This window comes from Labrys sp. Lb11 (genome assembly GCF_057554225.1).
This window is the reverse complement of sequence record NZ_BAAJOT010000005.1, coordinates 364,276-387,455: the sequence shown is the minus strand read 5'-3', so window position 1 is coordinate 387,455 and position 23,180 is coordinate 364,276. Positions and strand designations below refer to the sequence as shown.

At 69.9% G+C, this 23,180-nt stretch carries 22 protein-coding genes; 15 read left to right on the top strand and 7 right to left on the bottom strand.

What is annotated here, in order from left to right; all coding sequences use genetic code 11:
• Positions 1-134 precede the first annotated feature (134 nt).
• On the top strand, positions 135-2,843 hold the full coding sequence (gene topA, locus AC27L4_RS20395) for a type I DNA topoisomerase (protein ID WP_487144190.1): 2,709 nt from the start codon (positions 135-137) through the stop codon (positions 2,841-2,843).
• Positions 2,844-3,292: 449 nt separating this feature from the next.
• On the opposite strand, the gene AC27L4_RS20390 is transcribed toward topA, so the two are convergent.
• Positions 3,293-3,670: a thiol-disulfide oxidoreductase DCC family protein gene (locus tag AC27L4_RS20390; RefSeq protein ID WP_487144189.1), complete on the bottom strand. Its 378-nt coding sequence runs from the start codon at positions 3,668-3,670 to the stop codon at positions 3,293-3,295.
• Positions 3,671-3,743: 73 nt separating this feature from the next.
• Here AC27L4_RS20390 and rnr point away from each other — a divergent pair, with 73 nt between their 5' ends.
• The 5 genes from rnr to hisD all read left to right on the top strand — a co-directional run bounded on the left by rnr (position 3,744) and on the right by hisD (position 9,173).
• The gene (gene rnr, locus AC27L4_RS20385) at positions 3,744-6,059 is read left to right on the top strand and encodes a ribonuclease R (protein ID WP_487144188.1); all 2,316 of its coding nucleotides are present in this window, start codon (positions 3,744-3,746) and stop codon (positions 6,057-6,059) included.
• Positions 6,056-6,472: a DUF983 domain-containing protein gene (locus tag AC27L4_RS20380; protein ID WP_487144187.1), complete on the top strand. Its 417-nt coding sequence runs from the start codon at positions 6,056-6,058 to the stop codon at positions 6,470-6,472. Before rnr ends, AC27L4_RS20380 begins: the two co-directional genes overlap by 4 nt.
• A gap of 320 nt (positions 6,473-6,792) precedes the next feature.
• Positions 6,793-6,981 carry a hypothetical protein gene (locus AC27L4_RS20375; RefSeq protein ID WP_487144186.1) on the top strand — a complete coding sequence of 63 codons (189 nt, stop codon included), beginning with the start codon at positions 6,793-6,795 and terminating at the stop codon, positions 6,979-6,981.
• A 59-nt stretch (positions 6,982-7,040) separates the two neighbouring features.
• Positions 7,041-7,817 (top strand): SDR family NAD(P)-dependent oxidoreductase, encoded by a 777-nt coding sequence (locus AC27L4_RS20370; RefSeq protein ID WP_487144185.1) that lies wholly within the window; start codon positions 7,041-7,043, stop codon positions 7,815-7,817.
• A 33-nt stretch (positions 7,818-7,850) separates the two neighbouring features.
• The gene (gene hisD / locus AC27L4_RS20365; protein ID WP_487144184.1) at positions 7,851-9,173 is read left to right on the top strand and encodes a histidinol dehydrogenase; all 1,323 of its coding nucleotides are present in this window, start codon (positions 7,851-7,853) and stop codon (positions 9,171-9,173) included.
• Positions 9,174-9,269: 96 nt separating this feature from the next.
• Here the strand turns inward: hisD and hutC are convergent, their stop codons facing one another.
• Positions 9,270-9,995 carry a histidine utilization transcriptional repressor HutC gene (gene hutC, locus AC27L4_RS20360; protein ID WP_487144183.1) on the bottom strand — a complete coding sequence of 242 codons (726 nt, stop codon included), beginning with the start codon at positions 9,993-9,995 and terminating at the stop codon, positions 9,270-9,272.
• A gap of 104 nt (positions 9,996-10,099) precedes the next feature.
• Here hutC and AC27L4_RS20355 point away from each other — a divergent pair, with 104 nt between their 5' ends.
• The 7 genes from AC27L4_RS20355 (at position 10,100) to rpmG (ending at position 16,468) form a co-directional block, all read left to right on the top strand.
• Entirely contained in the window at positions 10,100-11,110 is a 1,011-nt protein-coding gene (locus tag AC27L4_RS20355; protein WP_487144182.1) for an ABC transporter substrate-binding protein, read from the top strand.
• Positions 11,094-11,942: an ABC transporter permease gene (locus tag AC27L4_RS20350; RefSeq protein WP_487144181.1), complete on the top strand. Its 849-nt coding sequence runs from the start codon at positions 11,094-11,096 to the stop codon at positions 11,940-11,942. The genes AC27L4_RS20355 and AC27L4_RS20350 overlap by 17 nt, the downstream gene beginning before the upstream one ends.
• Complete coding sequence (locus tag AC27L4_RS20345; RefSeq protein WP_487144180.1) at positions 11,939-12,751, top strand: ABC transporter ATP-binding protein; 813 nt, start codon at positions 11,939-11,941, stop codon at positions 12,749-12,751. The genes AC27L4_RS20350 and AC27L4_RS20345 overlap by 4 nt, the downstream gene beginning before the upstream one ends.
• Positions 12,748-14,193: an amidase gene (locus AC27L4_RS20340; RefSeq protein ID WP_487144179.1), complete on the top strand. Its 1,446-nt coding sequence runs from the start codon at positions 12,748-12,750 to the stop codon at positions 14,191-14,193. The genes AC27L4_RS20345 and AC27L4_RS20340 overlap by 4 nt, the downstream gene beginning before the upstream one ends.
• A gap of 51 nt (positions 14,194-14,244) precedes the next feature.
• Positions 14,245-14,979, top strand: a complete 735-nt coding sequence (locus tag AC27L4_RS20335) for an NUDIX hydrolase (protein ID WP_487144178.1) — start codon at positions 14,245-14,247, stop codon at positions 14,977-14,979.
• On the top strand, positions 14,979-16,151 hold the full coding sequence (locus AC27L4_RS20330; protein WP_487144177.1) for an MFS transporter: 1,173 nt from the start codon (positions 14,979-14,981) through the stop codon (positions 16,149-16,151). The genes AC27L4_RS20335 and AC27L4_RS20330 overlap by 1 nt, the downstream gene beginning before the upstream one ends.
• Before the next feature lie 149 nt (positions 16,152-16,300).
• Positions 16,301-16,468 carry a 50S ribosomal protein L33 gene (gene rpmG, locus AC27L4_RS20325; protein ID WP_307270242.1) on the top strand — a complete coding sequence of 56 codons (168 nt, stop codon included), beginning with the start codon at positions 16,301-16,303 and terminating at the stop codon, positions 16,466-16,468.
• A 403-nt stretch (positions 16,469-16,871) separates the two neighbouring features.
• On the opposite strand, the gene AC27L4_RS20320 is transcribed toward rpmG, so the two are convergent.
• Together AC27L4_RS20320 and AC27L4_RS20315 are read right to left on the bottom strand one after the other, a co-directional pair.
• Positions 16,872-18,245 carry a PleD family two-component system response regulator gene (locus tag AC27L4_RS20320; protein ID WP_487144176.1) on the bottom strand — a complete coding sequence of 458 codons (1,374 nt, stop codon included), beginning with the start codon at positions 18,243-18,245 and terminating at the stop codon, positions 16,872-16,874.
• Positions 18,246-18,251: 6 nt separating this feature from the next.
• Positions 18,252-18,620, bottom strand: a complete 369-nt coding sequence (locus AC27L4_RS20315; RefSeq protein WP_487144175.1) for a response regulator — start codon at positions 18,618-18,620, stop codon at positions 18,252-18,254.
• A gap of 118 nt (positions 18,621-18,738) precedes the next feature.
• Here AC27L4_RS20315 and AC27L4_RS20310 point away from each other — a divergent pair, with 118 nt between their 5' ends.
• Both AC27L4_RS20310 and AC27L4_RS20305 read left to right on the top strand, forming a co-directional pair.
• Positions 18,739-19,029, top strand: a complete 291-nt coding sequence (locus AC27L4_RS20310) for a DUF3572 domain-containing protein (RefSeq protein ID WP_487144174.1) — start codon at positions 18,739-18,741, stop codon at positions 19,027-19,029.
• A gap of 32 nt (positions 19,030-19,061) precedes the next feature.
• Entirely contained in the window at positions 19,062-20,324 is a 1,263-nt protein-coding gene (locus tag AC27L4_RS20305; RefSeq protein WP_487144173.1) for a DNA polymerase IV, read from the top strand.
• A gap of 47 nt (positions 20,325-20,371) precedes the next feature.
• Here AC27L4_RS20305 and AC27L4_RS20300 read toward each other — a convergent pair whose 3' ends face one another.
• The 3 genes from AC27L4_RS20300 to AC27L4_RS20290 all read right to left on the bottom strand — a co-directional run bounded on the left by AC27L4_RS20300 (position 20,372) and on the right by AC27L4_RS20290 (position 23,172).
• Entirely contained in the window at positions 20,372-21,073 is a 702-nt protein-coding gene (locus tag AC27L4_RS20300; protein ID WP_487144172.1) for an SIMPL domain-containing protein, read from the bottom strand.
• A gap of 92 nt (positions 21,074-21,165) precedes the next feature.
• On the bottom strand, positions 21,166-22,872 hold the full coding sequence (locus AC27L4_RS20295; RefSeq protein ID WP_487144171.1) for an ArnT family glycosyltransferase: 1,707 nt from the start codon (positions 22,870-22,872) through the stop codon (positions 21,166-21,168).
• Positions 22,873-22,974: 102 nt separating this feature from the next.
• Positions 22,975-23,172 (bottom strand): hypothetical protein, encoded by a 198-nt coding sequence (locus tag AC27L4_RS20290; RefSeq protein ID WP_487144170.1) that lies wholly within the window; start codon positions 23,170-23,172, stop codon positions 22,975-22,977.
• Positions 23,173-23,180 lie beyond the last annotated feature (8 nt).

Below are 23,180 nucleotides of genomic sequence, written 5' to 3'. Positions count from 1 at the left end.
AGGATGTCCCCCGGCTCGAGGCGCGTGACGGTTTGCGTCACCGCGTCATGCCGGCTCCATCGCTTCGAATCCGGCCCGGGACTGCTGCGTCCCGCGAGCGGCAACTTTCCTTGTCCGAAGCCATTGTACCGCCCATGCCCGTCGTCATCGTTGAGTCTCCCGGCAAAGTGGAGGCGATCAACAAATATCTTGGCTCGAACTACAAGGTCGTGGCCTCCTACGGCCATGTGCGCGACCTGCCGGCCAAGGACGGATCGGTCGACCCCGATCATGACTTCGCCATGCTGTGGGAGATCGACGGCAAGGCGACGAAGCGCGTCTCCGACATCGCCAAGCTGGTCAAGGATGCCGACAAGCTGATCCTGGCCACCGACCCCGACCGCGAAGGCGAGGCGATCTCCTGGCACGTCCTGGAGATCCTGAAGCAGAAGCGCGTCGTCAAGGACATGCCGGTCGAGCGCGTCACCTTCAACGCCATCACCAAGGACGCGGTCCAGGCGGCGATGAAGCAGCCGCGCGACATCGACGAGGCGCTGGTCGACGCCTATCTCGCCCGCCGCGCCCTCGACTATCTCGTCGGCTTCCGCTTGTCGCCGGTGCTGTGGCGCAAGCTGCCGGGCGCCCGCTCGGCCGGGCGCGTCCAGTCGGTGGCGCTGCGCTTCGTCTGCGAGCGCGAGATGGAGATCGAGCGCTTCGTGCCGCGCGAATACTGGTCGCTCGTCGCCACCCTGGCGACGCCGCGCGGCGACCAGTTCGAGGCCCGCCTCGTCGGCGCCGACGGCGAGAAGATCCAGCGCCTGGACGTCGGCACCGCGGCGGAGGCCGAGGCCTTCCGCAAGGCGCTCGACGAAGCCCGCTTCACCGTCGGCTCGGTCGAGGCCAAGCCCGCCAAGCGCCATCCCTTCGCCCCGTTCACCACCTCGACGCTGCAGCAGGAAGCCGGCCGCAAGCTCGGCTTCTCGCCCGACCGCACCATGCAGCTGGCGCAGAAGCTCTATGAGGGCGTGCGGCTCGACGGCGAGACGGTCGGCCTGATCACCTATATGCGCACCGACGGCGTCGACATGGCGCCCGAATCGATCGCCGCGGTTCGCCGGATGATCGGCAGCGCCTATGCAGAGCGCTACTTGCCGAAGGCGCCGCGCAAATACACGACCAAGGCCAAGAATGCCCAGGAGGCGCACGAGGCGATCCGCCCGACCGACCCGTTCCGCCTGCCCAGGGACATGGCGCGGCATCTCGACGCGGACCAGGCCAGGCTCTACGAGCTGATCTGGAAGCGCACCGTCGCCAGCCAGATGGAGAGCGCCGAGCTGGAGCGCACCACGGTGGATGTGCTGGCCGAGGCCGGCGGGCGCCGGCTCGAGCTGCGCGCCACCGGCCAGGTGGTGAAGTTCGACGGCTTCCTGGCGCTCTACAACGAGGATCGCGACGACGAAGGCGACGACGAGGACGGGCGGCGCCTGCCGGCGATGAGCCGGGGCGAAAGCCTCGCCCGCAAGGCGATCGCCGCGACCCAGCACTTCACCGAGCCGCCGCCGCGCTACACCGAGACCTCCTTCGTCAAGCGCATGGAAGAGCTCGGCATCGGCCGCCCCTCCACCTATGCCGCGACGCTCTCCGTGCTGCGCAACCGCGGCTATGTCTCGCTGGAGAAGAAGCGCCTGAAGGCGGAGGACAAGGGTCGCCTCGTCATCGCCTTCCTGGAAAGCTTCTTCGCCCGCTATGTCGAGTACGACTTCACCGCCGGCCTGGAGGAGCAGCTCGACCGCATCTCCAACCACGAGCTCGACTGGAAAGAGGTCCTGCGCGACTTCTGGAAGGACTTTTCGGCGGCGATCGAAGGCACCAGCGAGCTGCGCACCGCACAGGTGCTGGACGCGCTCAACGACCTGCTCGGCCCGCACATCTTCCCCGACCGGGGCGACGGCTCCAACCCGCGCGGCTGCCCGACCTGCGGCACCGGCACATTGTCGCTCAAGCTCGGCAAGTACGGCGCCTTCATCGGCTGCTCGAACTATCCCGAATGCCGCTACACCCGCCAGCTCGCGGCCTCCACCGAGCAGGCGGACGGCGAGGGCGGCAACGGCGCCGAGCCCGGCAAGCGCGGTCTCGGCACCGATCCGCAGACGGGCCAGGAAGTGACGCTGCGCGATGGGCGTTTCGGCCCCTATGTCCAGCTCGGCGAGGGCGACAAGCCCAAGCGCTCCAGCCTGCCCAAGGGCATGAGCGCCGGGGAAGTCGACCTCGAGCGCGCCCTCGCCCTGCTGGCGCTGCCCAAGCAGGTCGCCACCCATCCCGAGACCGGCAAGCCGATCCTCGTCGGCATCGGCCGCTTCGGGCCCTATGTCCAGCACGAGAAGACCTACGCCAACCTGGAGAAGGACGACGACGTGCTGGCGATCGGCGCCAACCGCGCCATCGACCTGATCGTCACCAAGGAGAGCGGCGGCAAGGGCCGCTTCGGCCGCGCCGCGCCGGAGGGCCGCACGCTCGGCGACCATCCGGACGGCGGCCCGGTGGTCGCCCGTCCCGGCCGCTACGGCCCCTATGTCAGCCACGGCAAGGTCAACGCCACCCTGCCCAAGGGCATGGCCCTGGAGAGCGTGACGCTGGAGCAGGCGCTCGAGCTGATTGCCGCCAAGGCCGGGTCGGCAGCCAAGGGCACGGCCCGCAAGGCACCGGCGCGAGCCGGAGCCAAGACCAAGGCGGCGGCGGGTAAGGCCAAGGCGGTGACGAGCAAGGCCAAGGCGCCGGCCAAGAGCAGCGCCAAGGCCAAGACCATCGCCGACAGCGACGACGTGCCCTTCGAGCCGGACGCCCCGGCGCGCAAGCGCGGCTGAGCCCCTCCCGGGCGGCGGGGCCGACAAGGCCGGCATGAGCCCGTAGCGGGCGAGGCTCCGCCCTCTCAGCCGTCGTGGCCGGATCAAGTCCCATAGGCACTAAGATAGGGCCGGACCACGTCGCTCCGGGGAAAGGCGATACCCTTTCAGCGTCATGGCCGGACTTGATCCGGCCATCCACGCGCACGCCAACGACACAGGATCGGGTGGCGGCAGCCCTGCAATCGTCACGTTCCCTTACGAGATCGCATGCGATCTCGTCGAGATGGCCGGATCAAGTCCGGCCATGACGCGATGGAACGGGCGAGCCCGTGTCTCCGACGATCGCTTATCTCAGCGCCTATGGGATCAAGTCCGGCCATGACGGAAACGTTGCGCCAGGGATTTTTGCGGTCGCGCGGCCGGCCGCGGCTCACAGTTCGCTTACCCCGGTACGCTTCCTCCCGGCATCACCATCTTCCCTTGCGTTTGTTCCAGGCAAACACTATATCGGCGAAGCGATCATAGGCGATGCGTGCGACCTGGATCATTCCGGGCGCGCCGACGATCCTCCCCAGCCAGGCCTCGCCCGGAGTCCGCAGCCAGACCGCGACGGCCACATCCGCGCCGACGAGAAGGCGTCCCGTCTCATCCACGGCATGCAGTCGGCGGCGGATGTCGTCGAGCGCGGCGCCTCGGTCCACCAGCGCCTCCGGCTCCAGGTTGATGTCGCGAAACGCGATCGCGCCGGCCTCGACGGCGGCGATCAGCTTGTTGCGCTGACGGTCGATGCCGGCATCGCAGACCGGGCACCTTGTGTTGTACCAGACGGTCAACCGGGTCGCCATGACCTCCATTCCCTCCGCGCCGGCGCCGCGCCCGACCGGGTGCCCCCGCGCGGAAACCTGCTACAGATAGTCCATGAACCGAAAGATCATCGAGTCCACCAAATCCAAGACGGCGCAACGGGAGCCTGCCGGGCTGCCGAGCCGCGAGGCGATCCTCGCCTTCGTCGCCCGTTCCCAAGGCCACGCCGGCAAGCGCGAGATCGCCCGCGAGTTCGGCCTCGGCGGCGAGGATAAGATCGCCCTGAAGCATCTCCTCGCCGAGTTCGAGGAGGAAGGCCTGCTGGAACGCCACCGCAAGGGCTTCTCCGCGCCCGGCGCCCTGCCCCAGAGCTTCGTCGCCGACATCACCGGCCGCGACCGCGACGGCGAGCTCGTCGCCACGCCGGCCGAATGGGACGAAGGGCGCGGCCCGGCGCCGCGCATCCTCGTCGTCGTGCCCAAGCGGCTCGGCGGACCGGCCCCCGGCGTCGGCACGCGCGTGGTGCTGCGCCTCGCCGACGGCTCCAGCACCGGCGAGCCGACGGCGCGCGTCGTCAAGGTGCTGGAGCGCCAGCGCCACCGCATCCTCGGCATCTTCCGCCGGGCTGCCGATGGCAGCGGCCGCCTCCTGCCGGTCGACAAGCGCCAGGCCGGCCGCCACATGGCGATCCAGGAGCGCGATGCCGCCGGCGCCGAGGACGGCGAGCTGGTGGCGGTCGAGCCGGTGCGCACCCGCGGCGGCCTGCCGGGCGCCCGCGTGGTCGAGCGCGTCGGCCCGGTCGGCAGCGAGAAGGCCGTGAGCCTGATCGCCATCCATGTCCATGACATCCCCCACGTCTTCCGCGCCGACACGCTGGCCGAGGCCGAGGCGGCAAGGCCGATGACGATGTCCGGCCGCGAGGACTGGCGGCGGCTGCCCCTGATCACCATCGACCCGCACGACGCCAAGGATCACGACGACGCCGTGCATGCCGAGCCGGACACCGACCCGGTCAATCCGGGCGGCCACATCGTCACCGTCGCCATCGCCGACGTCGCCGCCTATGTCCGCCCGGACACGCCGCTCGACCGCGAGGCGCTGATCCGCGGCAACTCGGTCTATTTCCCCGACCGGGTGGTGCCGATGCTGCCCGAGCGCATCTCCAACGACCTGTGCTCGCTGCGCGCCGGCGAGGATCGTCCCGCCATCGCGGTGCGCATGGTCATCGCCGCCGACGGCCGCAAGACCGGCCACAGCTTCCATCGCATCATGATGAAGTCGGCGGCCAAGCTCTCCTACCAGCAGGCGCAGCGCGCCATCGACGGAGTGACGGACGAGACCACCGGGCCGCTGCTCGACCCGGTGCTGCGCCCGCTCTGGGCCGCCTATGCCTGCCTGCGCCAGGCCCGCGACCAGCGCGGCCCCCTCGACCTCGACCTGCCCGAGCGCAAGATCCTGCTCAAGCATGACGGCACCGTCGAGCGCGTCGTCGTTCCCGAGCGGCTCGACGCGCACCGGCTGATCGAGGAGTTCATGATCCTCGCCAACGTCGCCGCGGCCGAGACGCTGGAGGCGAAGAAGACGCCGCTGGTCTACCGCGTGCACGACGAGCCCTCGATGGAGAAGATCGTGGCGCTGCGCGAGTTCCTGCGCTCGCTCGACATCAACTTCTCCAAGCAGGGCGCGCTGCGGGCGGCGCAGTTCAACGAGATCCTCGATCGCGTCGCCGGATCGGACAACGCCCATCTCGTCAACGAGGTGGTGCTGCGCTCCCAGTCCCAGGCCGAATACGCGGCCGAGAACATCGGGCATTTCGGCCTCAATCTCAGGCGTTACGCCCATTTCACCTCGCCGATCCGGCGCTACGCCGACCTGATCGTGCATCGCGCCCTGATCCGGGCGCTTCGGCTGGGCGACGACGGCCTGCCGCAAGCGATGACGGCGGCGATGCTCGCCGACATCGGCGCGCGCATCTCGGCCTGCGAGCGCCGCGCCATGACGGCCGAGCGCGAGACCATCGACCGGCTGATCGCGCATTTCCTGGCCGACAAGATCGGCGGCATCTTCGAGGGACGCGTCTCCGGCGTCATCAAGTCGGGCCTTTTCGTCAAGCTGCTGGAGACCGGCGCCGACGGCTTCGTGCCGGCCGCGACGATCGGTCACGATTACTATCGCTTTGAGGAAGGGGCACATCAGCTCGTCGGCGCGGCGACCGGCGAGGCCTACCAGCTCGGTGACATCGTCACGGTCCGCCTGGTCGAGGCCGCGCCCTTCGCCGGGGCGCTGCAGTTCGAGATCGTCTCGGGCGGGCGCGCCGGCAAGCCGCGCGGGCGCCGGGCCGGGCCGATGAAGCGGCCGCGCATCACCGACCGCAAGCCGTCCGGGCGCAAGGCCAAGGCGGCGCGCAAGGGCAGGAAGGGAACGTCATGAGGGAGTACGGCGGCGGCGATCGCGACATCGGCCAGTCGGTCTGGCGCGGCTTTCTCGGCCGCTGCCCCAAATGCGGCCGCGGCCGCATGTTCCGCGCCTATCTGAAGGTCGCAGACCACTGCCCCGCCTGCAATGAGGCGCTGCATCATCACCAGGCCGACGACGCGCCCCCCTATTTCACCATGCTGATCGTTGGCCACGTCATCGTCGCCGCCGTGCTCGCCGTCGAGGTCGAATGGCATCCGGAGATCTGGCTGCACATGGCGATCTGGCTGCCCTTGACCGTGGTGCTGTCGCTGACGCTGCTGCCGCGCATCAAAGGCGCCATCGTCGGCCTGCAATGGGCCAACCGCATGCACGGCTTCGGCGCTGACGAGAAGACGGGCGGCGGCGCGCACACCGCCAAGGTCTAGGGCGTGTGCCGAACACCCTTGCCGCCGCTTGTGCGATCGAGGATGCTCCCGCCGACGTTCGCGACGAACCGATGGCCGGGCTGGACGCGATCCTTTCCGGCGATGATCGGCATAGCCGAGCGCGACGTCATCCAAATTCGGCATGGCTGGGCCGGACGGAGGCGCGCGGCAGCCTCATCACCGAACATGGGCGCGGCCTTGCGGCAAGGCCGGGATAGTTCGGCTGCCGCGACCGGCGCCTCCTTTTTCAATGGCCGCCACCCTGCCCGCCACGCACATCCGCCACGCTCGCGCCCCGGCTGCCCCCGATACATGCATTCATGGGCATCGCGATCAAACCGGGACATCGTGAAAAGCGCGGCGCGTCGACGTCCCCCTCTGCGCGCGCCGTCCAGCCTCCCGTCAGGCTTGGACAAGTCGGGCTCAAGCCCTGCCCTGTTCGCGCGATCGCCAGACTGATCGAGGAGTTCGCCGCCGCATCGGGCGGCACCGGCCGACTTCAAAATTGACAGGCCGCGACTTCCGGACCAAGTTGCCTATACATGTCCAATCCAATGAGGCGGCCCCGATGGAACGCTCGTCCGCGCGCTTCGATCTCACCGGCAGGCGCGCCCTGGTGACCGGCGCCAGCCGCGGCATCGGCCAGGCCCTGGCGCTCGGCCTGGCCGAGGCTGGGGCGGCGGTCGCCGTGAGCGGGCGCGACGAGGCGCGGCTCGGCGAGACCATGGCCCGGCTCGCCGCCTTCGGGCGGCCCGCGGCCGCGATCGCCATGGACGTGGCGCGGCCGGACGACTGCGCCCGCGGCGTCGCCGAGGCGACGGCCGCGCTCGGCGGCCTCGACATCCTCGTCAACAATGCCGGCATCGAGGAGGTCCGCGCCTCGCTCGACGTCGACGAGGCCGTGTGGGACCGCATCGTCGACACCAACCTCAAGGGAGCCTTCTTCTGCGCCCAGGCCGCCGCCCGGGCCATGGTCGCGGCGGGATCGGGCGGCGCCGTCCTCAACGTCTGTTCCCTGACATCGGAGGTCGGCGTGCCGACGGCCGTGCCCTACGGCTCGTCGAAGAGCGGCCTGCTCGGCATGACGCGGGCGCTGTCGGCCGAATGGGCGCCGCTCGGCATCCGCGTCAACGCCATCGCGCCGGGCTATTTCCGTACCGCGCTGACCGAGCCCTTCTATGCCGACGAAGCCTGGCGGCAGGGCATGCTGGGCAAGATCCCGCTGGCCCGCTTCGGCGCGCTCGACGACCTCGTCGGCGCCGCCGTCTACCTCACATCGGGCGCGGCCGGCTACGTCACAGGCCAGTGCCTGGCGATCGACGGCGGCTATCTCGCCTCGATCTGATTGAACCATCCATCTCTGCGATCGGAGGGCCGCATGGCCGACAGCGTCAACATCCACCGCCTGGCGGGGCTTTCCGCCGAAGGCCGCGCCGCTCTCCTGCGGCGGGCGGAGGCCGATCTTGGCGACTTCATCGAGCGCGTGCGGCCGATCGTCGAGGCCGTGCGCCTGGAGGGCGACGCAGCCCTTGCGCGCTACGCCCGCGACTTCGACAAGTCCGAGGTCGACCCCGCCGCCATCGCCGCCACGCCGGCGGATTTCGACGAGGCCTTCGCCGCGGTGGAGCCGGAGGTGCGCGCCGCCATCGAGTTCGCGGTCGGCAATATCCGAGCGTTCCACGAGGCGCAGAAGCCCGAGGAGATGTGGATGAAGGAGATCCGGCCCGGCGCCTTCGCCGGCGACCGGTTCCGGCCGATCCCTTCGGTCGCCTGCTACGTGCCGCGCGGCAAGGGTTCGTTCCCGAGCGTGGTGATGATGACCACCATCCCCGCCGTCGTCGCCGGCGTGCCGGAGATCTGCATCGTCACCCCGCCCGGCCCGGGCGGCAAGATCGATGCGGCGACGCTGGTCGCGGCGCGACTCGCCGGCGCGGAGCGGGTGTACAAGTGCGGCGGCGCCCAGGGCGTGGCGGCGGTGGCCTACGGCACGCAGACCGTCGGGCGTTGCGTCAAGATCGTCGGTCCCGGCAGCCCCTTCGTGGTCGCGGCCAAGCGCCTGCTCGCCGACATCATCGACCCCGGCATTCCCGCCGGGCCGAGCGAGGCGGTCATCCTGGCCGACGACACCGCCGACGGCCGCCTGGCCGCCCTCGACCTCCTGATCGAGGCCGAGCACGGGCCGGATTCCTCCGCCTATCTCGTCACCTCCAGCGAGGCCGTCGCCGCGGCCGCGGCCGCGGCCCTGCCCGGCTACTGGGCGAAGATGAGCCCGCAGCGTGTCGCCTTCTCCCGGGCGGTGCTGTGCGGGCCGCGCGGCGGCATCGTCGTCGCGCCGGACTTCGAGGCTGCGATCGCCTTCGTCAACGACTATGCGCCGGAGCATCTGGAGATCCTCTCCGACGAGCCCTTCGCCCATCTCGGCCGGATCGAGCATGCCGGCGAAATCCTGCTCGGCCGGCACACGCCGGTGACGCTCGGCAATTTCGTGCTCGGGCCGGACGCGGTGCTGCCGACCAACCGGGCGGCGGTGACGCATTCGCCGCTCTCGGTGTTCGACTTCATGAAGCGCACCTCGGTCGGCTACGTCACGGCGGCGGCCTATCCCGAGCTTGCCCGCCACGCCCGCGTGCTGGCCCGCTACGAGGGCTTCGACGCCCACGCGAACGCCATCTCGGAGATCCGCGACGAGTTGCTCCGCTAAGGCGTCTTGCGATTTGACGGCGTCGCGTCAAGTCGCAAGGACGCCTCGAAACAAGGCGTTGGAGCAAAGCGCGTTTCCATCAAAACACGCTTTGCTCTAGCGTTCCCCGACCCTGTAGCGGCTGCCGAGGGAGTGGCGGCGGCCGGGATAGGTGAAGCGGTTGAAGGTCGCCACGGCGGCACCGGACCAGGTGCGCCGCTGCATGGTCAGGCAGGGCTCGCCCGGTTCGAGCCCGAGGGCCCGGGCGATCTCGGGCGTCGCCGGCACGGCCGAGATGACATGTTCCACCTCGGTCAGCGGGATGGTCGCCTGCAGGTAGTCGAAGGTCGTCCCCCGGACGAAATCCTGCTCCAGATAGAGCGGCGCGAGATCGGGATTGACGAAGCGCTCCTCCAGCTGCAGCGGCAGGTCGTCCTCGAAATGCAGGATCAGCGAGTAGAACAGCGGGCCGGGCTGGCGCGGCGCGAAGGCGGCGGCCAGGTCGGCGGTCGAGGGCACGGCCTCGAGCCGGTACACCTCGGCCCGGTGCCGATGGCCGCGCGCCGCGATGTCGGCGACGATGTCGCGGATCTCGACCAGGGCGGATTGGGGCTTCGCCACCGCGACGAAGGTGCCGACCCCCTGCACCCGGCGGATCAGGCCGGCCGAGGTCAGCTCGCGCAGGGCGCGGTGCACGGTCATGCGCGAGACGCCGAGCTGCTCGACGAAGACGTTTTCCGAGGGCAGGCGATGGTCGGCCGGCCACTCTCCCGAGCCGATCTTGCCCAGGATATACCCCTTCACGCGCTCATAGAGCGGGCTCGCCGGGTTGGGCAGGTTCATAATCCGCATCCGCCGCAGGCAGTCATCTAGACAGGTCTAAACAGGCTATTGACAAGCCGCAAGGCCAGCCGCCTTATCGCCACGGCAGAGAGAGGGGATCAAGAATGAGCGATCTGATCATGAACCGCCGCCAGCTCGTGCAGGCCGGCGTCGGCCTTGCCGTGGCGGCGACCGCCGGACGGGCCCTGGCACAGGACATTCCGGCCAAGCCCGAGAGCGGAGCCGTCAAGATGGGCATCGAGCCCTGGCTCGGCTACGGCCAGTGGCATATCGCAGCCAAGAACGGCCTGTTCAAGGCCAATGGCCTCGACGATGTGGAGATCGTCAGCTTCACCACCGATGCCGACCTCAATGCCGCCATCGCCTCCGGCCAGATCCAGGCCGGCAACATCGCCACCCATACGGCAATGGCCTTCGCCGCCGCCGGCCTGCCGATCCGCATCGTCGCCCTGCTCGATGTGTCGATGACCGCCGACGCCATCATCGCCGACGGCTCGGTCTCCTCCATCGCCGACCTCAAGGGCAAGCAGGTCGCCTACGAGGAAGGCACCACCAGCGACATCCTGCTCAATTACGCGCTCGCCAAGAACGGCCTCACCACCGCCGACATCCAGAAGGTGCCGATGCCGGCGGCCGATGCCGGTGCGGCGCTGATCGCCGGCAAGGTGCCGGTGGCGGTGACCTACGAGCCCTATCTCAGCCTCGCCAGGGCGCAGAACGACAAGGTGAAGCTGCTGTTCACGGCCGGCGAGAATCCCGGCCTCGTCTCCGACGTCTTCATCGTGCGCGAGGAGTACCTGGCCGAGAAGCCCGGCCAGATCGTCGCGCTGCTGAAGGCCTGGGACGCGGCCCTCTCCGCCTATCGCGCCGACACCAAGGCCGGCCAGGCGATCATCGCCGACGCCGTGGGCGCCAAGCCCGAGGAGCTGGCGACGGCGTTCGAAGGGGTCACCTATTATTCGCTGGCCGAGAACAAGTCTCGCCTCGGCGGCGAGTTCCTGACCAAGGTGGTGCCGGAGGTGAAGGCGGCCGCGACCAAGGCCGGCCTGCTGACCAAGGATGTCGATCTCGCCAAGCTGATCGACAGCCGCTTCGTCGATGCAGCCACGAAGTGACGCCGCCGCCGGGGCGGGGCGCCGAGCCCGTCCGCGCCCCGGCCGGCGCCTGTTCGCGCTCTCCACCCGGCTGACCACCCGCGAATTCGTGCGCATCGCCGCGCTCGTGTTCGCGGGCCTCGGCGTGCTGTGGTGGGCGACGGCCGCAGCCGGCCTGGTGCGCCCGCTGTTCCTGCCCTCCCCGGCCATGGTGTTCGGACGCCTGGCCGAGCTCGCGGCCGGCGGCCAGCTGGCAGCGGACGCCACCGTCAGCATCTACCGAATCATGGTGGGCTTTGCGATCTCCACGGCCTTCGCCGTGCCCATCGGCGTGCTGATCGGCTCCTATCGCGCCTGGGAAGCGGCGATCGAGCCGTTCGTCGACTTCATCCGCTACATGCCGGTGGTCGCCTTCGTGCCGCTCACCATCCTGTGGACCGGCACGGGCGACGCGCAGAAATTCCTGATCATCTGGATCGGCACCTTCTTCCAGCAGGTGCTGCTGGTGATGGACAACGTCAAGTCGGTGCCCAACGACTTCGTCAATGTCGGGCGGACGCTGGAACTGTCCGAGCCGAAAATCCTGACCCGCATCATCCTGCCCTCGGCCATGCCGGGCATCTGGGACTCGCTGCGCATCAGCCTGGGCTGGGCCTGGACCTGGCTGGTCGTCGCCGAGCTGGTTGCCGCGACCTCGGGCCTGGGCTACCGCATCACCACGGCGCAGCGCTTCTTCCAGACCGACACGATCTTTGGTTACCTCCTGGTGCTCGGCGTGCTGGGCCTTGCCACCGACCAGATCATGAAGGCGATCGGCCGGCGCCTGTTCCGCTACCTGCACGTGCGCCGATGACCATATCGCCCAAGCTTCACATCGCCGGGCTCGGCAAGACCTTCCGTGGCGACCGCGGCGAGGTCGTCGCCCTCAAGGGCGTGACGCTCGACATCGGCGAGAACGAGTTCGTGTCGCTGGTCGGCACGTCCGGCTGCGGCAAGTCGACCCTCCTGTCGATCGTCGCCGGCCTCGACGAGCACGACGAGGGCGACCTCACGGTCGACGGCCGGCCGATCACCGGGCCGGGCCGCGACCGCGGCGTGGTGTTCCAGAGCTACACGCTGCTCCCCTGGCTGACGGCGCGCGGCAATGTCGAGTTCGCCCTGAAGGCCGCCGGCAAGAGCCCGGCGGAGGTGCGCTCGATCGCCGGCGAGCACCTGGCCCTGGTCGGCCTGACCGCCTTCGCCGATGCCTATCCCAGCGAGCTCTCCGGCGGCATGAAGCAGCGCGTCGCCATCGCCCGCGCCCTGTCCTACCGGCCGAAGATGCTGCTGATGGACGAGCCGTTCGGCGCGCTCGACGCCCTCACCCGCCATCACATGCAGGAGTTGCTCGCCCGCATCTGGGAGCGGCACCGCCTCACCGTGCTGTTCGTCACCCATGACGTGGAGGAGGCGGTCTACATGTCGGACCGCGTCGCGGTGATGTCGAACCGGCCGGGCCGGATCAAGGCGGTCGTGCCGATCGACCTGCCGCGCCCGCGCACCTACGCCATGGTGGCGACGCCGGCCTTCGCCGAGCTCCAGCACCGGGTGCTCGACGAGATCAGGGCCGAGTCCATTGCCATCGCCGCGCTCGGCGATGCCCTCGGCGAGGCACATCCGTGACCGGCGACGACTATCGCAGCCTCGACGCCAGCGGCCTCGCCGCGCTCGTGCGCCGCCGCGACGTCTCGCGCGAGGAGGTGCTGGCCGCGGCGCGCGGCGCGATCGCAGCCGCCAATCCGCGGATCAACGCGGTCATCGCCGAGCTCGACGTCCCGGCCGGGACGTCCGATCGGGACGAGGCGCCCTTCGCCGGCGTGCCCTTCCTGCTCAAGGACATCGGCGCGGCCCTGGCGGGCGCGCGCACCAGCTGCGCCAGCCGCTTCTTCCGGGACGCTCCGCCGGAGGCGATCGACGATGCGCTCACGCGGCGCTTCAAGGCGGCGGGCCTCGCCATCCTCGGCAAGACCAACCTGCCCGAGCTCGGCTTCAACGTCACCACCGAACCGGTGACCTTCGGGCCGACGCGCAATCCCTGGAATCCCGATCACAGCGCCGGCGGTTCGTCCGGCGGCTCGGCCGCCGCGGTGGCGGCCGGCATGGTGCCGATCGCGCATGCCACCGACGGCGCCGGCTCGATCCGCATCCCCGCGGCCTGCTGCGGCCTCGTCGGCATGAAGCCCTCGCGCGGCGCCCTGCCCCAGGGTCCAGCCCACGCCGACATCTATGGCGGCCTGGTTTCGGAAGGCGTGATCACCCGCTCCGTGCGCGACACCGCCGCCGCGCTCGACGCGACCTGGGGCGGTGACCCGGGCACCCCCTATGCGGCGCCCGCCCGCGCCATCGCCCTGTCGGAGACGACCGGCATGCCGGCGCCGGCCTTGCGCATCGGCGTGATGACCGCCTGCCCGGACGACGTCATCCTGGCGCCCGACGCGCTCGCGGCGCTGGATACCGCGGTCCGGCGCCTCGCGGATCTCGGCCATGCCGTCGAGCCGATCGTGCCAGATCTCGGCGAAGCCGAGCTGCTGATCCCGCGCGAGGTCTATCTCATGCAGGTCTGCGCCCAGGCCGCGACCGATGCCGAGGAGCTCCGGCGCCTGTTCGGGCGGCTGCCGGGCGAGGACGAGATGGAGCGGATCAATCTCGCCGCGGCCGAGCACGGCCGGAGGATTGCGGCGCGCGACTATCTGGCGACCACGCGGCGCGGCCACGCCTTCGCCCGGCGATTCGACGCGGTGTGGGAGCGCTGCGACATCCTGCTGACGCCGGCGCTGGCGAGCGCCGCCCCCAGGCTCGGCGCCTTCCCGACCGACCATGACGACGTCGCCGAGCATGTCGCGCGCATGCTGCGCTTCTCGCCCTTCACGGCGATCTTCAACGTCACCGGCGAACCGGCGATCGTCGTCCCCGTCACGGCCAATGCGCAGGGCCTGCCGCTGGGGGTCCAGCTCGCGGCCCCGCTCGGCGCCGACGCCCGCCTGCTGCAGGTCGCGGCCGCCCTGGAGCAGGCCCTCGGCCGGCCCGCGCAGGGAGCGCCGCTTCCCCCGGCGGCGGCCGCCTAGTGCTTCGCCCGCCGCCGTGCTAGGCGTCCGGACGAACAGGATGCCCCCGCCTTGGTCGAAGACATCACCCAGCGTCGAGAATCCCCCCTGCCTGCCTCGGGCGGCAAGGTCATGCGGCCGGCCGACGCCGCCAGCCTGATCGTCGTCGACCGGTCCGGCCCCGAGCCCCGGCTCCTGATGGGCCGGCGGCACGACGGCCACAAGTTCATGCCCGGGCGGCTGGTGTTTCCGGGTGGCCGCCTGGAAGCGTCGGACCGGGTGATGCGCGCCTACGGGGCGCTGCCCGTCCACACCGAGCGCAACGTCATCGCCCGCACGCCGCGGGCGACCGCCGCCAAGGCGCGGGCCCTGGCCCTGTGCGCCATCCGCGAGACGGCGGAGGAAACCGGCCTCCTGCTCGGCGAGGCCGATTGCGGCGCTCCGGGCGCCGCGAGCGAGGCCTGGCACATCTTCGCCGAGCAGGAGATCTATCCCTCGCTCGAGCAGATCTACTTCGTCGCGCGCGCCGTCACCCCGCCGGGCATGGCGCGGCGTTTCGACACCCGCTTCTTCATGGCCGACGCGTCCGGCATCGCCCGCCGGATCGAGGGCGTCGTCGGCCCGGACTCGGAACTGGTCGAGACCGCCTGGCTCACCTTGGCGCAGGCCGGAGCCGGCAACGTCGCCGACATCACCCGCGTCATTCTCGACGAGGTCGCGGCGCGGCTGGAGCAGGGCCTGGAGCGCGACCTGCCCGTGCCCTTCTTCTATGACCGTCGGGGCCGCTGGCTCCGGGACGAGATCTGATGGCCGATTCGCCCGCCGACGCCGAGGGCTTGACCCTCCGGCACGCGCTGACCATCGGCGCGGCGATCACCTGCATCACCCTGGTCGGCATCGGCCTGTCGCTGTCCTCGCCGCTGGTCTCGCTGACGCTGGCCGGGCGCGGCGTCTCCGCGACCCTGATCGGCCTCAACACGGCCACCGCCAGCCTGGCCATCCTCCTGATCGCGCCGCTGATTCCGCGCGTCGCCACGGCCATCGGCCTGAGGGCGCTGCTGTTCGTCGTACTGACCACGGGAGGCACGACCCTGGCGCTGTTCCCGGTGTTCTCGTCGCTCACCGCCTGGTTCGCGCTGCGCTTCGTCTACGGCGCCTCGATCAGCACGCTGTTCGTGCTTTCGGAATACTGGATCACCGCCGCAGCGCCGCCGGCGCGGCGCGGCATGGTCATGGGCGTCTACGCCACGGCCCTCTCCGTCGGCTTCGCCTCCGGGCCGGCGATCCTGGCCGCCGCGGGCAACGCCGGCGACACGCTGTTCTTCATCGGCGCAGCGTTCTTCGCCGTCGCCGCCGTTCCCATCCTGCTGGCCGGCGACGGTGCGCCGCCGCTGGAGGGCAAGGCGCACGGCAATGCCTGGTCGCTGGTGCTGGTGGCGCCGGTCGCCACCCTGGCCGGCTTCGTCTACGGTGCGGTCGAGCAGAGCAGCTTCGCCTTCCTGCCGCTCTACGGCGAGACGGTCGGGCTGACGACGTCGCAGGCCGCTCTGCTCCTCACCGTGTTCGGGCTGGGCAACGTCCTGTCCCAGATCCCGATCGGCATCCTCTCCGACCGCATGGACCGCAGGGTGCTGATCCTGGCCTGCGCCGCCGCAGCCCTGTTCGGGGCGCTGGCGCTGCCGCTGGCCTCCGGCTCGCCGCCGGCCATGATGGCGCTGGTGTTCATCACCGGCGGCGTCGCCGGCGGCTTCTACACCGTCGGCCTCGCCCATCTCGGCAGCCAGTTCACCGGCGCGATGCTGGCGACGGCCAACGCCGCCTTCGTCATGTTCTACTCGCTCGGCATGTTCGCCGGCGCCCCGGCGATGGGCGTGGTGGTGGATGCCGTCCGTCCGCACGGCTTCGCCTATGGCATTGCCGGCCTGTGCGCCGCCTATTGCCTGCTGGTCGTGTTCCGGCTGGCCACCCGGCGCGGCTGAGCCGTGCCGCAGGCGAATTTTCGCGGCCGGGCCGGTTGACTTCCCCCGCGCCATGAGTAGGTTGCAGCCTAGTCGAAAGGCTGCGCTCGGGCGCGGCCCCCGTTGCCGTTGGCCCGCAGCCCGGCGGCGGCAACGCTCCGGAGATGACCATGGCCAAGGCCGCGACGATCAAGATCAAGCTCGTGTCGACTGCCGACACCGGCTATTTCTATGTGACCAAGAAGAACACCCGCACCACCACCGAGAAGCTCGCGATGAAGAAGTACGACCCCGTCGCGCGCAAGCACGTGGAGTTCAAGGAATCGAAGATCAAGTAAAGTCTTCGGCCATCGGATATGCCGACAAGGGCGCCGCGAGGCGCCCTTTGTGTTTCCGGGGCTCGCGGCAGGGCCGGCGGCCGCTGGCTGGGGATCGGCTGGATTGCGGTGACGGCCGCGTGCGCGGAGGAACTGAATTCCCCGCGCAGGGTGGCCGGCGGAACAGGACTACAAGGAGGCCACTCGAAAGACCCGTCCGCCGGCCTTGCCCCACGGACCCGAGAAGTTGCGGCGGACTCGGGCGCAGGGACCGTTCTGGCTGAGGATGGGACCTGGAAAAGTATCCCCCTCGCCGTTGATCGAACGGTACCTGCAATTTTCTTCAAATGGAACGAAAGGCGGCGGTCGGCGGCGGCCGCTCTGTTTTGTTAGTAAACCATTAACATTACTTTCCGCTTATTAACTATGCGGCATGGGCCTCCACCCTGTTCCGACCGTCGCGCTTGGCACGATAGAGTGCGAGGTCGGCGCGCTTGAGGATCGTCTGGACGGTGTCGTCGGGACCGGACAGGCCGGCGACGCCGATCGAGACCGTCACCGCGACCGAACCGTCCGCGCCGCTCACGGGGAAAAGATCGCGCTCGATCCGCCGGCGAAGGCGCTCGGCCACCGCCGTGGCGACGTCGATCTCGGTCTCGGGCATGACGACCACGAACTCCTCGCCGCCGATGCGGCAGGCCAGGTCGATGCTGCGCAGGTTCCGGCGAATGCGCCGGGCGAACTCGCGCAGCACCTCGTCGCCGGCATCGTGGCCCCAGTTGTCGTTGATCGCCTTGAACAGGTCGATGTCGAGCGCCAGCATCGTCACCGGCCGATCGCGCTGGACGGCATGCTGCACGGTCGCGGCCGCATGGGCGTCGAAATAGCGCCGGTTGTAGAGGCCGGTCAGAGGGTCCGTCAGCGCCATCTCCATCGAGACCTGGACGCTGTCGCGCAGCCGGTCGGCATAGCGCTTGCGCCGGACCTGCGTGCGCACCCGGGCGTTCAGCTCGTTGCGGTCGATCGGACGGATCAGATAGTCGTTGATGCCGATGTCGAGGCCACGCAGCACCCGCGCGTCGTCCCCCGGTTCGGCCAACACCAGCACCGGTAGCTGGCGCGTGCGCTCGAGCGCACGGATCTGGCTGCACAGGCGCAGGCCGTCATAGGCTTCGAGGCCGAGCGAGACGATCGCCAGATCGTAGTGGCCCTCCGCGAGCCGGAATAGGGCCGCCTGGGGGCCGGTCTCGACCTCGATGTGGTGCTGGCCCGAGAGCACGCCGCCCAGCCGCTCGTAGGAGGATGGCCGGTCATCGACGATGAGGACCCTGGCGTCCAGGCCGGTCTCGGCCGCGACGTCGGCGGCTCCTGCCTGCATGCCGAACTCGCGCGATTCGGCCGCGCGCCTGCGCAGTTCGTCCGTCAGCGTCTTGAGGCGGACCAGCGAGCGCACCCGCGCCAGCAGGGCGATGTCGTTGGCCGGCTTGGTGAGGAAGTCGTCCGCGCCGGCCTCCAGCCCCTTGATCCGGTCGGACGGCTGGTCGAGCGCCGTCACCATCACCACCGGGATATGCGCCGTCGCCGGATCGGCCTTCAGGCGCCGGCAGGTCTCGAAGCCGTCCATGCCCGGCATCATCACGTCGAGCAGCACCACGTCGCACGGCTCGCGCAAGCAGAGGTCGATCGCCTCGGCGCCGGAGGTGGCGGTCACCACATCGAAATACTCGGCCGTCAGGCGCGCATCCAGCAGCCTGAGATTCGCGACGATGTCGTCGACGACGAGGATACGCCCCGTCATGGGTTCTCACTCCCCCAGGAACGTCCTGACCGTCTCAAGGAACTTGATCACGGAAATCGGCTTCGACAGATAGGCCTCGCAGCCGCCTTCGCGGATTCGCTCCTCGTCGCCCTTCATGGCGAAGGCGGTGATGGCGATCACCGGAATGCTGCGCAGCTCGTCATCGTCCTTGAGCCAGCGCGTCACCTCCAGCCCGGACACCTCCGGCAGCTGAATGTCCATCAGGATGAGGTCGGGCTTGTGCTGGCGCGCCAGCGCCATGACGTCGACGCCGTTGCGCGTCTGCACGGTGTTGTAACCATGCCCTTCCAGAAGATCGTGAAAGAGCTTCATATTGAGCTCGTTGTCTTCCACGATCAGGACGGTCTTCGCCATCGCCGCTTGTCCCACACAACGCCGGCGTCGCCACGCCACCCGAGTTCCGCTGACTTCGTGAAAATGCGTAGCAGCCACTTCTTACCAAACGGAAAATTCGATCAGAGACATAGTGGGCATGACACGATCCCGACAGGCCTTCGGGCAAGAAATCGCCATCACCGCGCTCGCGTTCCTCGCGGCCGACCAGGAACGCCTGGACCGCTTCATGACGCTGTCGGGCCTTGCGGGACGCGATATTCGCGAAGCTGCTGCCGAGCCGGGTTTCCTGGCCGGCGTGCTGCATCATATCATGGATGACGATCGGATCGCCGAGGCCTTCGCCCGCCATGCCGGCCTGAAGCCCGAGGATCTGGTGCGCGCCGCGCATGCGCTCGGCGCCGGGCCGTGGGAGCGCGACGTGCCGTGAGCGGGTCGCGGCCATGACAGTGTGAGGGTGCGATGGCCGCGATCTGCCGCGATTGCCTGGCCGGCATGGACGAGGCCGACCGCTGTCCGGCCTGCCGCTCGCCGCGGATCGCCAGGCATGACGAGCTGGAGACCCTGGCGGTCGCCCATGTCGATTGCGACGCGTTCTACGCGGCCATCGAGAAGCGCGACAACCCGGCCCTCGCCGACCGGCCGGTGATCGTCGGCGGCGGCCGGCGCGGCGTGGTCTCGACCGCCTGCTACATCGCCCGCACCTATGGCGTGCGCTCGGCCATGCCGATGTTCAAGGCCCGGGCAGCCTGCCCGGACGCCGTGGTGATCAAGCCGGACATGGAAAAATACGCCCGCGTCGGCCGGCAGGTGCGCACCATGATGCTGGAGATGACGCCGCTGGTCGAGCCACTGTCGATCGACGAAGCCTTCCTCGACCTGACCGGCACGGAGCGGCTGCATGGCGGCAGTCCGGCGCGCACGCTGCTGCGCTTCGCCCGGCAGGTCGAGCAGGAGATCGGCATCACCGTCTCGATCGGCCTTTCCGGCAACAAGTTCCTGGCCAAGCTCGCCTCGGACCTGGAGAAGCCGCGCGGCTTCACCGTGCTGGCGCCATCGGCGGCGCAGGCTTTCCTGGCGCCGCGCCCGGTCTCGTTCATCTGGGGCATCGGCAAGGCCGGCGCCGAGCGCTACGAGCGCGACGGCTTTCGCACCATCGCCGACCTGCAGCGCGCCGGCGAGCGCGAGCTCGCCCGCCGCTACGGGGCGGAGGGCCTGCGCCTGGCCCAGCTCGCCCTCGGCATCGACCGTCGCAGGGTCAATCCGGACGGGGACCGCAAATCCGTCTCGGCCGAGACCACGTTCGAGCAGGATCTTGCGGCGGCGGCCGACCTTGCGCCGGTGCTCTGGACGCTGTCCGAGAAGGTCTCGGCCCGGCTCAAGGCCGGCTCGCTCGCCGGCTCGACCGTGACGCTGAAGCTCAAGACCGCCGATTTCCGGCTGAGGACCCGGGCCCGCACCCTGCACGAGCCGACCCGCCTCGCCGCCCGCATCTTCGCGGCCGGCCGCGACCTCCTGCACAAGGAGGCCGACGGCACGCGCTACCGGCTGATCGGCATCGGCGTCAGCGAGCTCACCGACATCGCCGACGGCGACCATGGCGACCTCGCCGATTCGCAGGTGCGCCGCCAGCTCGCCGCGGAGGACGCCATCGACGCGCTGCGGCAGAAGTTCGGCAAGGGCGCGGTGCAGCGCGGCATCGTCTTCCGCGGCGGGGAGACGTGACTCGCCCTGCCCTCGATTCGCCGGCGGCGGGGCCTCCGGACCGGCCTCTATTCCAGGACGAAGGTCACCATGATCGTCGCACCGATCTCGGTTTCCCCGATTTCGATTGCCGTCGCCTGAGCGTTGGCCCCTCTCGCGGCGGCGCTGCCGAAGACACTGGACAGGCTTGTCTGGTCGTCCACACGCAGGATCTTGCCGACGCGCCCGCCGGCCGCCGCAGCGTACAGGGCAGCCTTGCGCCTGGCATCGGCGATGGCAGCGACACGGGCCCGATCCGTCAATTCGTCCCGGTTGGAGACGATGAACGAGATACCGCTCACAGAATTGGCTCCGGCAGCGATCACGCGATCGACCACGGGGCCGAGACGGTCCAAGGTCCTGACACGCACCGAGACCCTGTTGGATACCGAGTAGCCGGTGACGCGCCGCGATTCCGTCGGCGCCATGACGACCCTGGCCGGGGTGATTGGATCGAGCCAGAAGCTCGACGTCTGGATGTCGCGCGCTTCGATTCCCTCGGCCTTGAGCCGGTCGATCACGGCCTGCACGCCGGCGGCGTTGGCTGCGAGCGCCTCGTTGGCCGTCGCAGCCTCATTGACGACGCCGATGGTCACGTCGGCCATGTCGGGCTTGACGCCGATCGAGCCCTCGCCCGTGGCGACGATCACGCGCGGCGCCTCGGTTTCGGCGGCCGCGACGCAGGGCACCGCCAGCAGCAGCGCGACCAGGACTGGGAACAGCTTGGGCATGGGATCTCCTCGGCACAGGGTGGCGGCGTGCGTCCATGCCGCCGAACGGACACCCGCCGGAGCGGGAGAGCCCTACCCTAGCGGAAATCCTGCTATGGTGCCGTTCGGTAAACCCCGATATCGAGCTTGCGGCCGCCATTGATGTTGACGCCCGCGACCCGTGTCAGCAGCGAAGGCGCCGCGCCCCTGGCCGCAGCCTCGGCCAGGAAGGCCTCCTCCTGCCGCTTCTCGACGAAGGCCATCCGGCAGCCGCCGGCGGCCAGGAAGTCCGCCGCACCGGCCCCGTCCTCCATCGCAAGCCCGGTGCCGACCAGGAAGACCAGGCTCGGCTCGCGAAAACCTGCGGTGACGAAGGCCGGGCCGGGGCACTCCAGCGCCCGGGAAGCAGCCGCCAGGCGCTGGCTCGGCCAGAGCGTCTGCAGGGGCGGGATGCCGCCCCAGTACACGCCCCAATAGAGCAGCACGGCCGCGACAGCGGAGAGGACCAGACCGTCGACCGGCCGGTCCTGCCCGAGGCGGCGCCAGCCGAGGATCGCCAGCGCGGCGGCGGCGAGGCCGAAGGGCAGCACCAGACGGGCGATGCTGTGCTCGTAGTGGTAGACCAGCCCCACGGCCGCGACCGGCAGGGCCACGGCCAGGAGCGGGGTCGACAAGGCGACGATCCGAGCCCAGCGCGCCCGCGACAGGCCATGCTCGGCAATGGCGGCCGCGACCAGGATGGCGAGCGCGGGATAGAGCGGCAGCACATAATGCGGCAGCTTGGTCGGCACCGCTTCGAACACCAGCCAGGACGGGACCAGCCAGCACAGCAGGAAGATGATCTCCGGACGGCGGCGCTCGCGCCAGACCCAGGGCGCGGCCGGCGCCACCAGCGCCGCTGCCGGAAAGAAGGTGGCCCACACCAGGGCGAGATAGAGGCCGGGCGGCGCGCCATGCGACTCCTGCCCGCCCGCCACCTTGGCCATCATGTCGTTGCCGACGGACTGCTGCAGGAACCGGCCGCCGGTCTCGACCATGATGGCGACGAACCAGGGCGACACCAGCACCAGCACCCAGGCCATGCCGGCCAGCCAGCGCAGACCGCCGAGCCAGCGCCAGTCGCGGGTCGCGGCGACGATGCCGGCCATGGTCAGGCCGACCACCATCGGCCCGATCGGCCCCTTGACCAGGACGGAGACGGCCATCGCGGTCCAGAACACGGTGGGGACCGCAAAGGGCACGTCGCCGCCGGGGCCGCCCCGCCGCCTCGCCATGAAGATGCGGGCCATGGCGCCGGTCATGGCCAGCACGGTGGCGAGCAGCGTCGCGTCGGTCTTGGCGAGCCGGGCCTCGACCCCGAGCAGCACGGAAGCCGCCATGGCGATACCGGCCAGCAGGGCAGCCCGCCGGCCGACAAGCGGGGTCGCCGCCCACCAGGTCAGCAGCACGGCCGCCAGGGCCGCCAGCAGAGAGGGAATACGGTAAAGGGCGATGGTGGTGCGCGCCTCGGGGACGCCCAGCGCCTCGCCGGCCGCGACTGCACCGGCCTGCAGCCAGTAGATGCCGACCGGCTTCTTCAGCCGGGCCTCGCCCTGGAAGCGGATATTGACGAAGTCCCCCGTCTCCAGCATTTGCTTGGAGGCCTGGGCGAAACGCGGCTCGTCACGATCCATCGGCGGCATGCCGGCGAATCCCGGCGCGAAGGCTAGCGCCGAGAGAAGCAGCAGCACCAGGACAGTCAGCCGATTCGAGGCGGCGATGCGCGCGACGGCGGTGCCGAACCAGCCGGGCTCGGCATCAGCATCGGCGACGGATGTCATCACGGCTCTCCTTCACGGCTGGGCCCAGGTGGCCGAGCCGTGACACAACAGCCGCGCGTCCCGACTCGAAACGCACGTGACTTGTCGCCGGAGCTGCAGCGCTCAACGAGGCGTGGTCGCCTTCGATTGCGCTTCCTGCTCCTGAATCATGACCTCGGTCGCGGCGATAGCGCCTTCGAGGTCCGATATGCGCCGCAGGGCGCTATCGCTCGGCATCATGCTGCCCTCGGCAGCCTGAGCCAAAAGTTTGTGCTGCGCTTCGACGAGGCGTTCCCGCAGGGCAATGAGCTTGTCGTTCAACTTTTTTA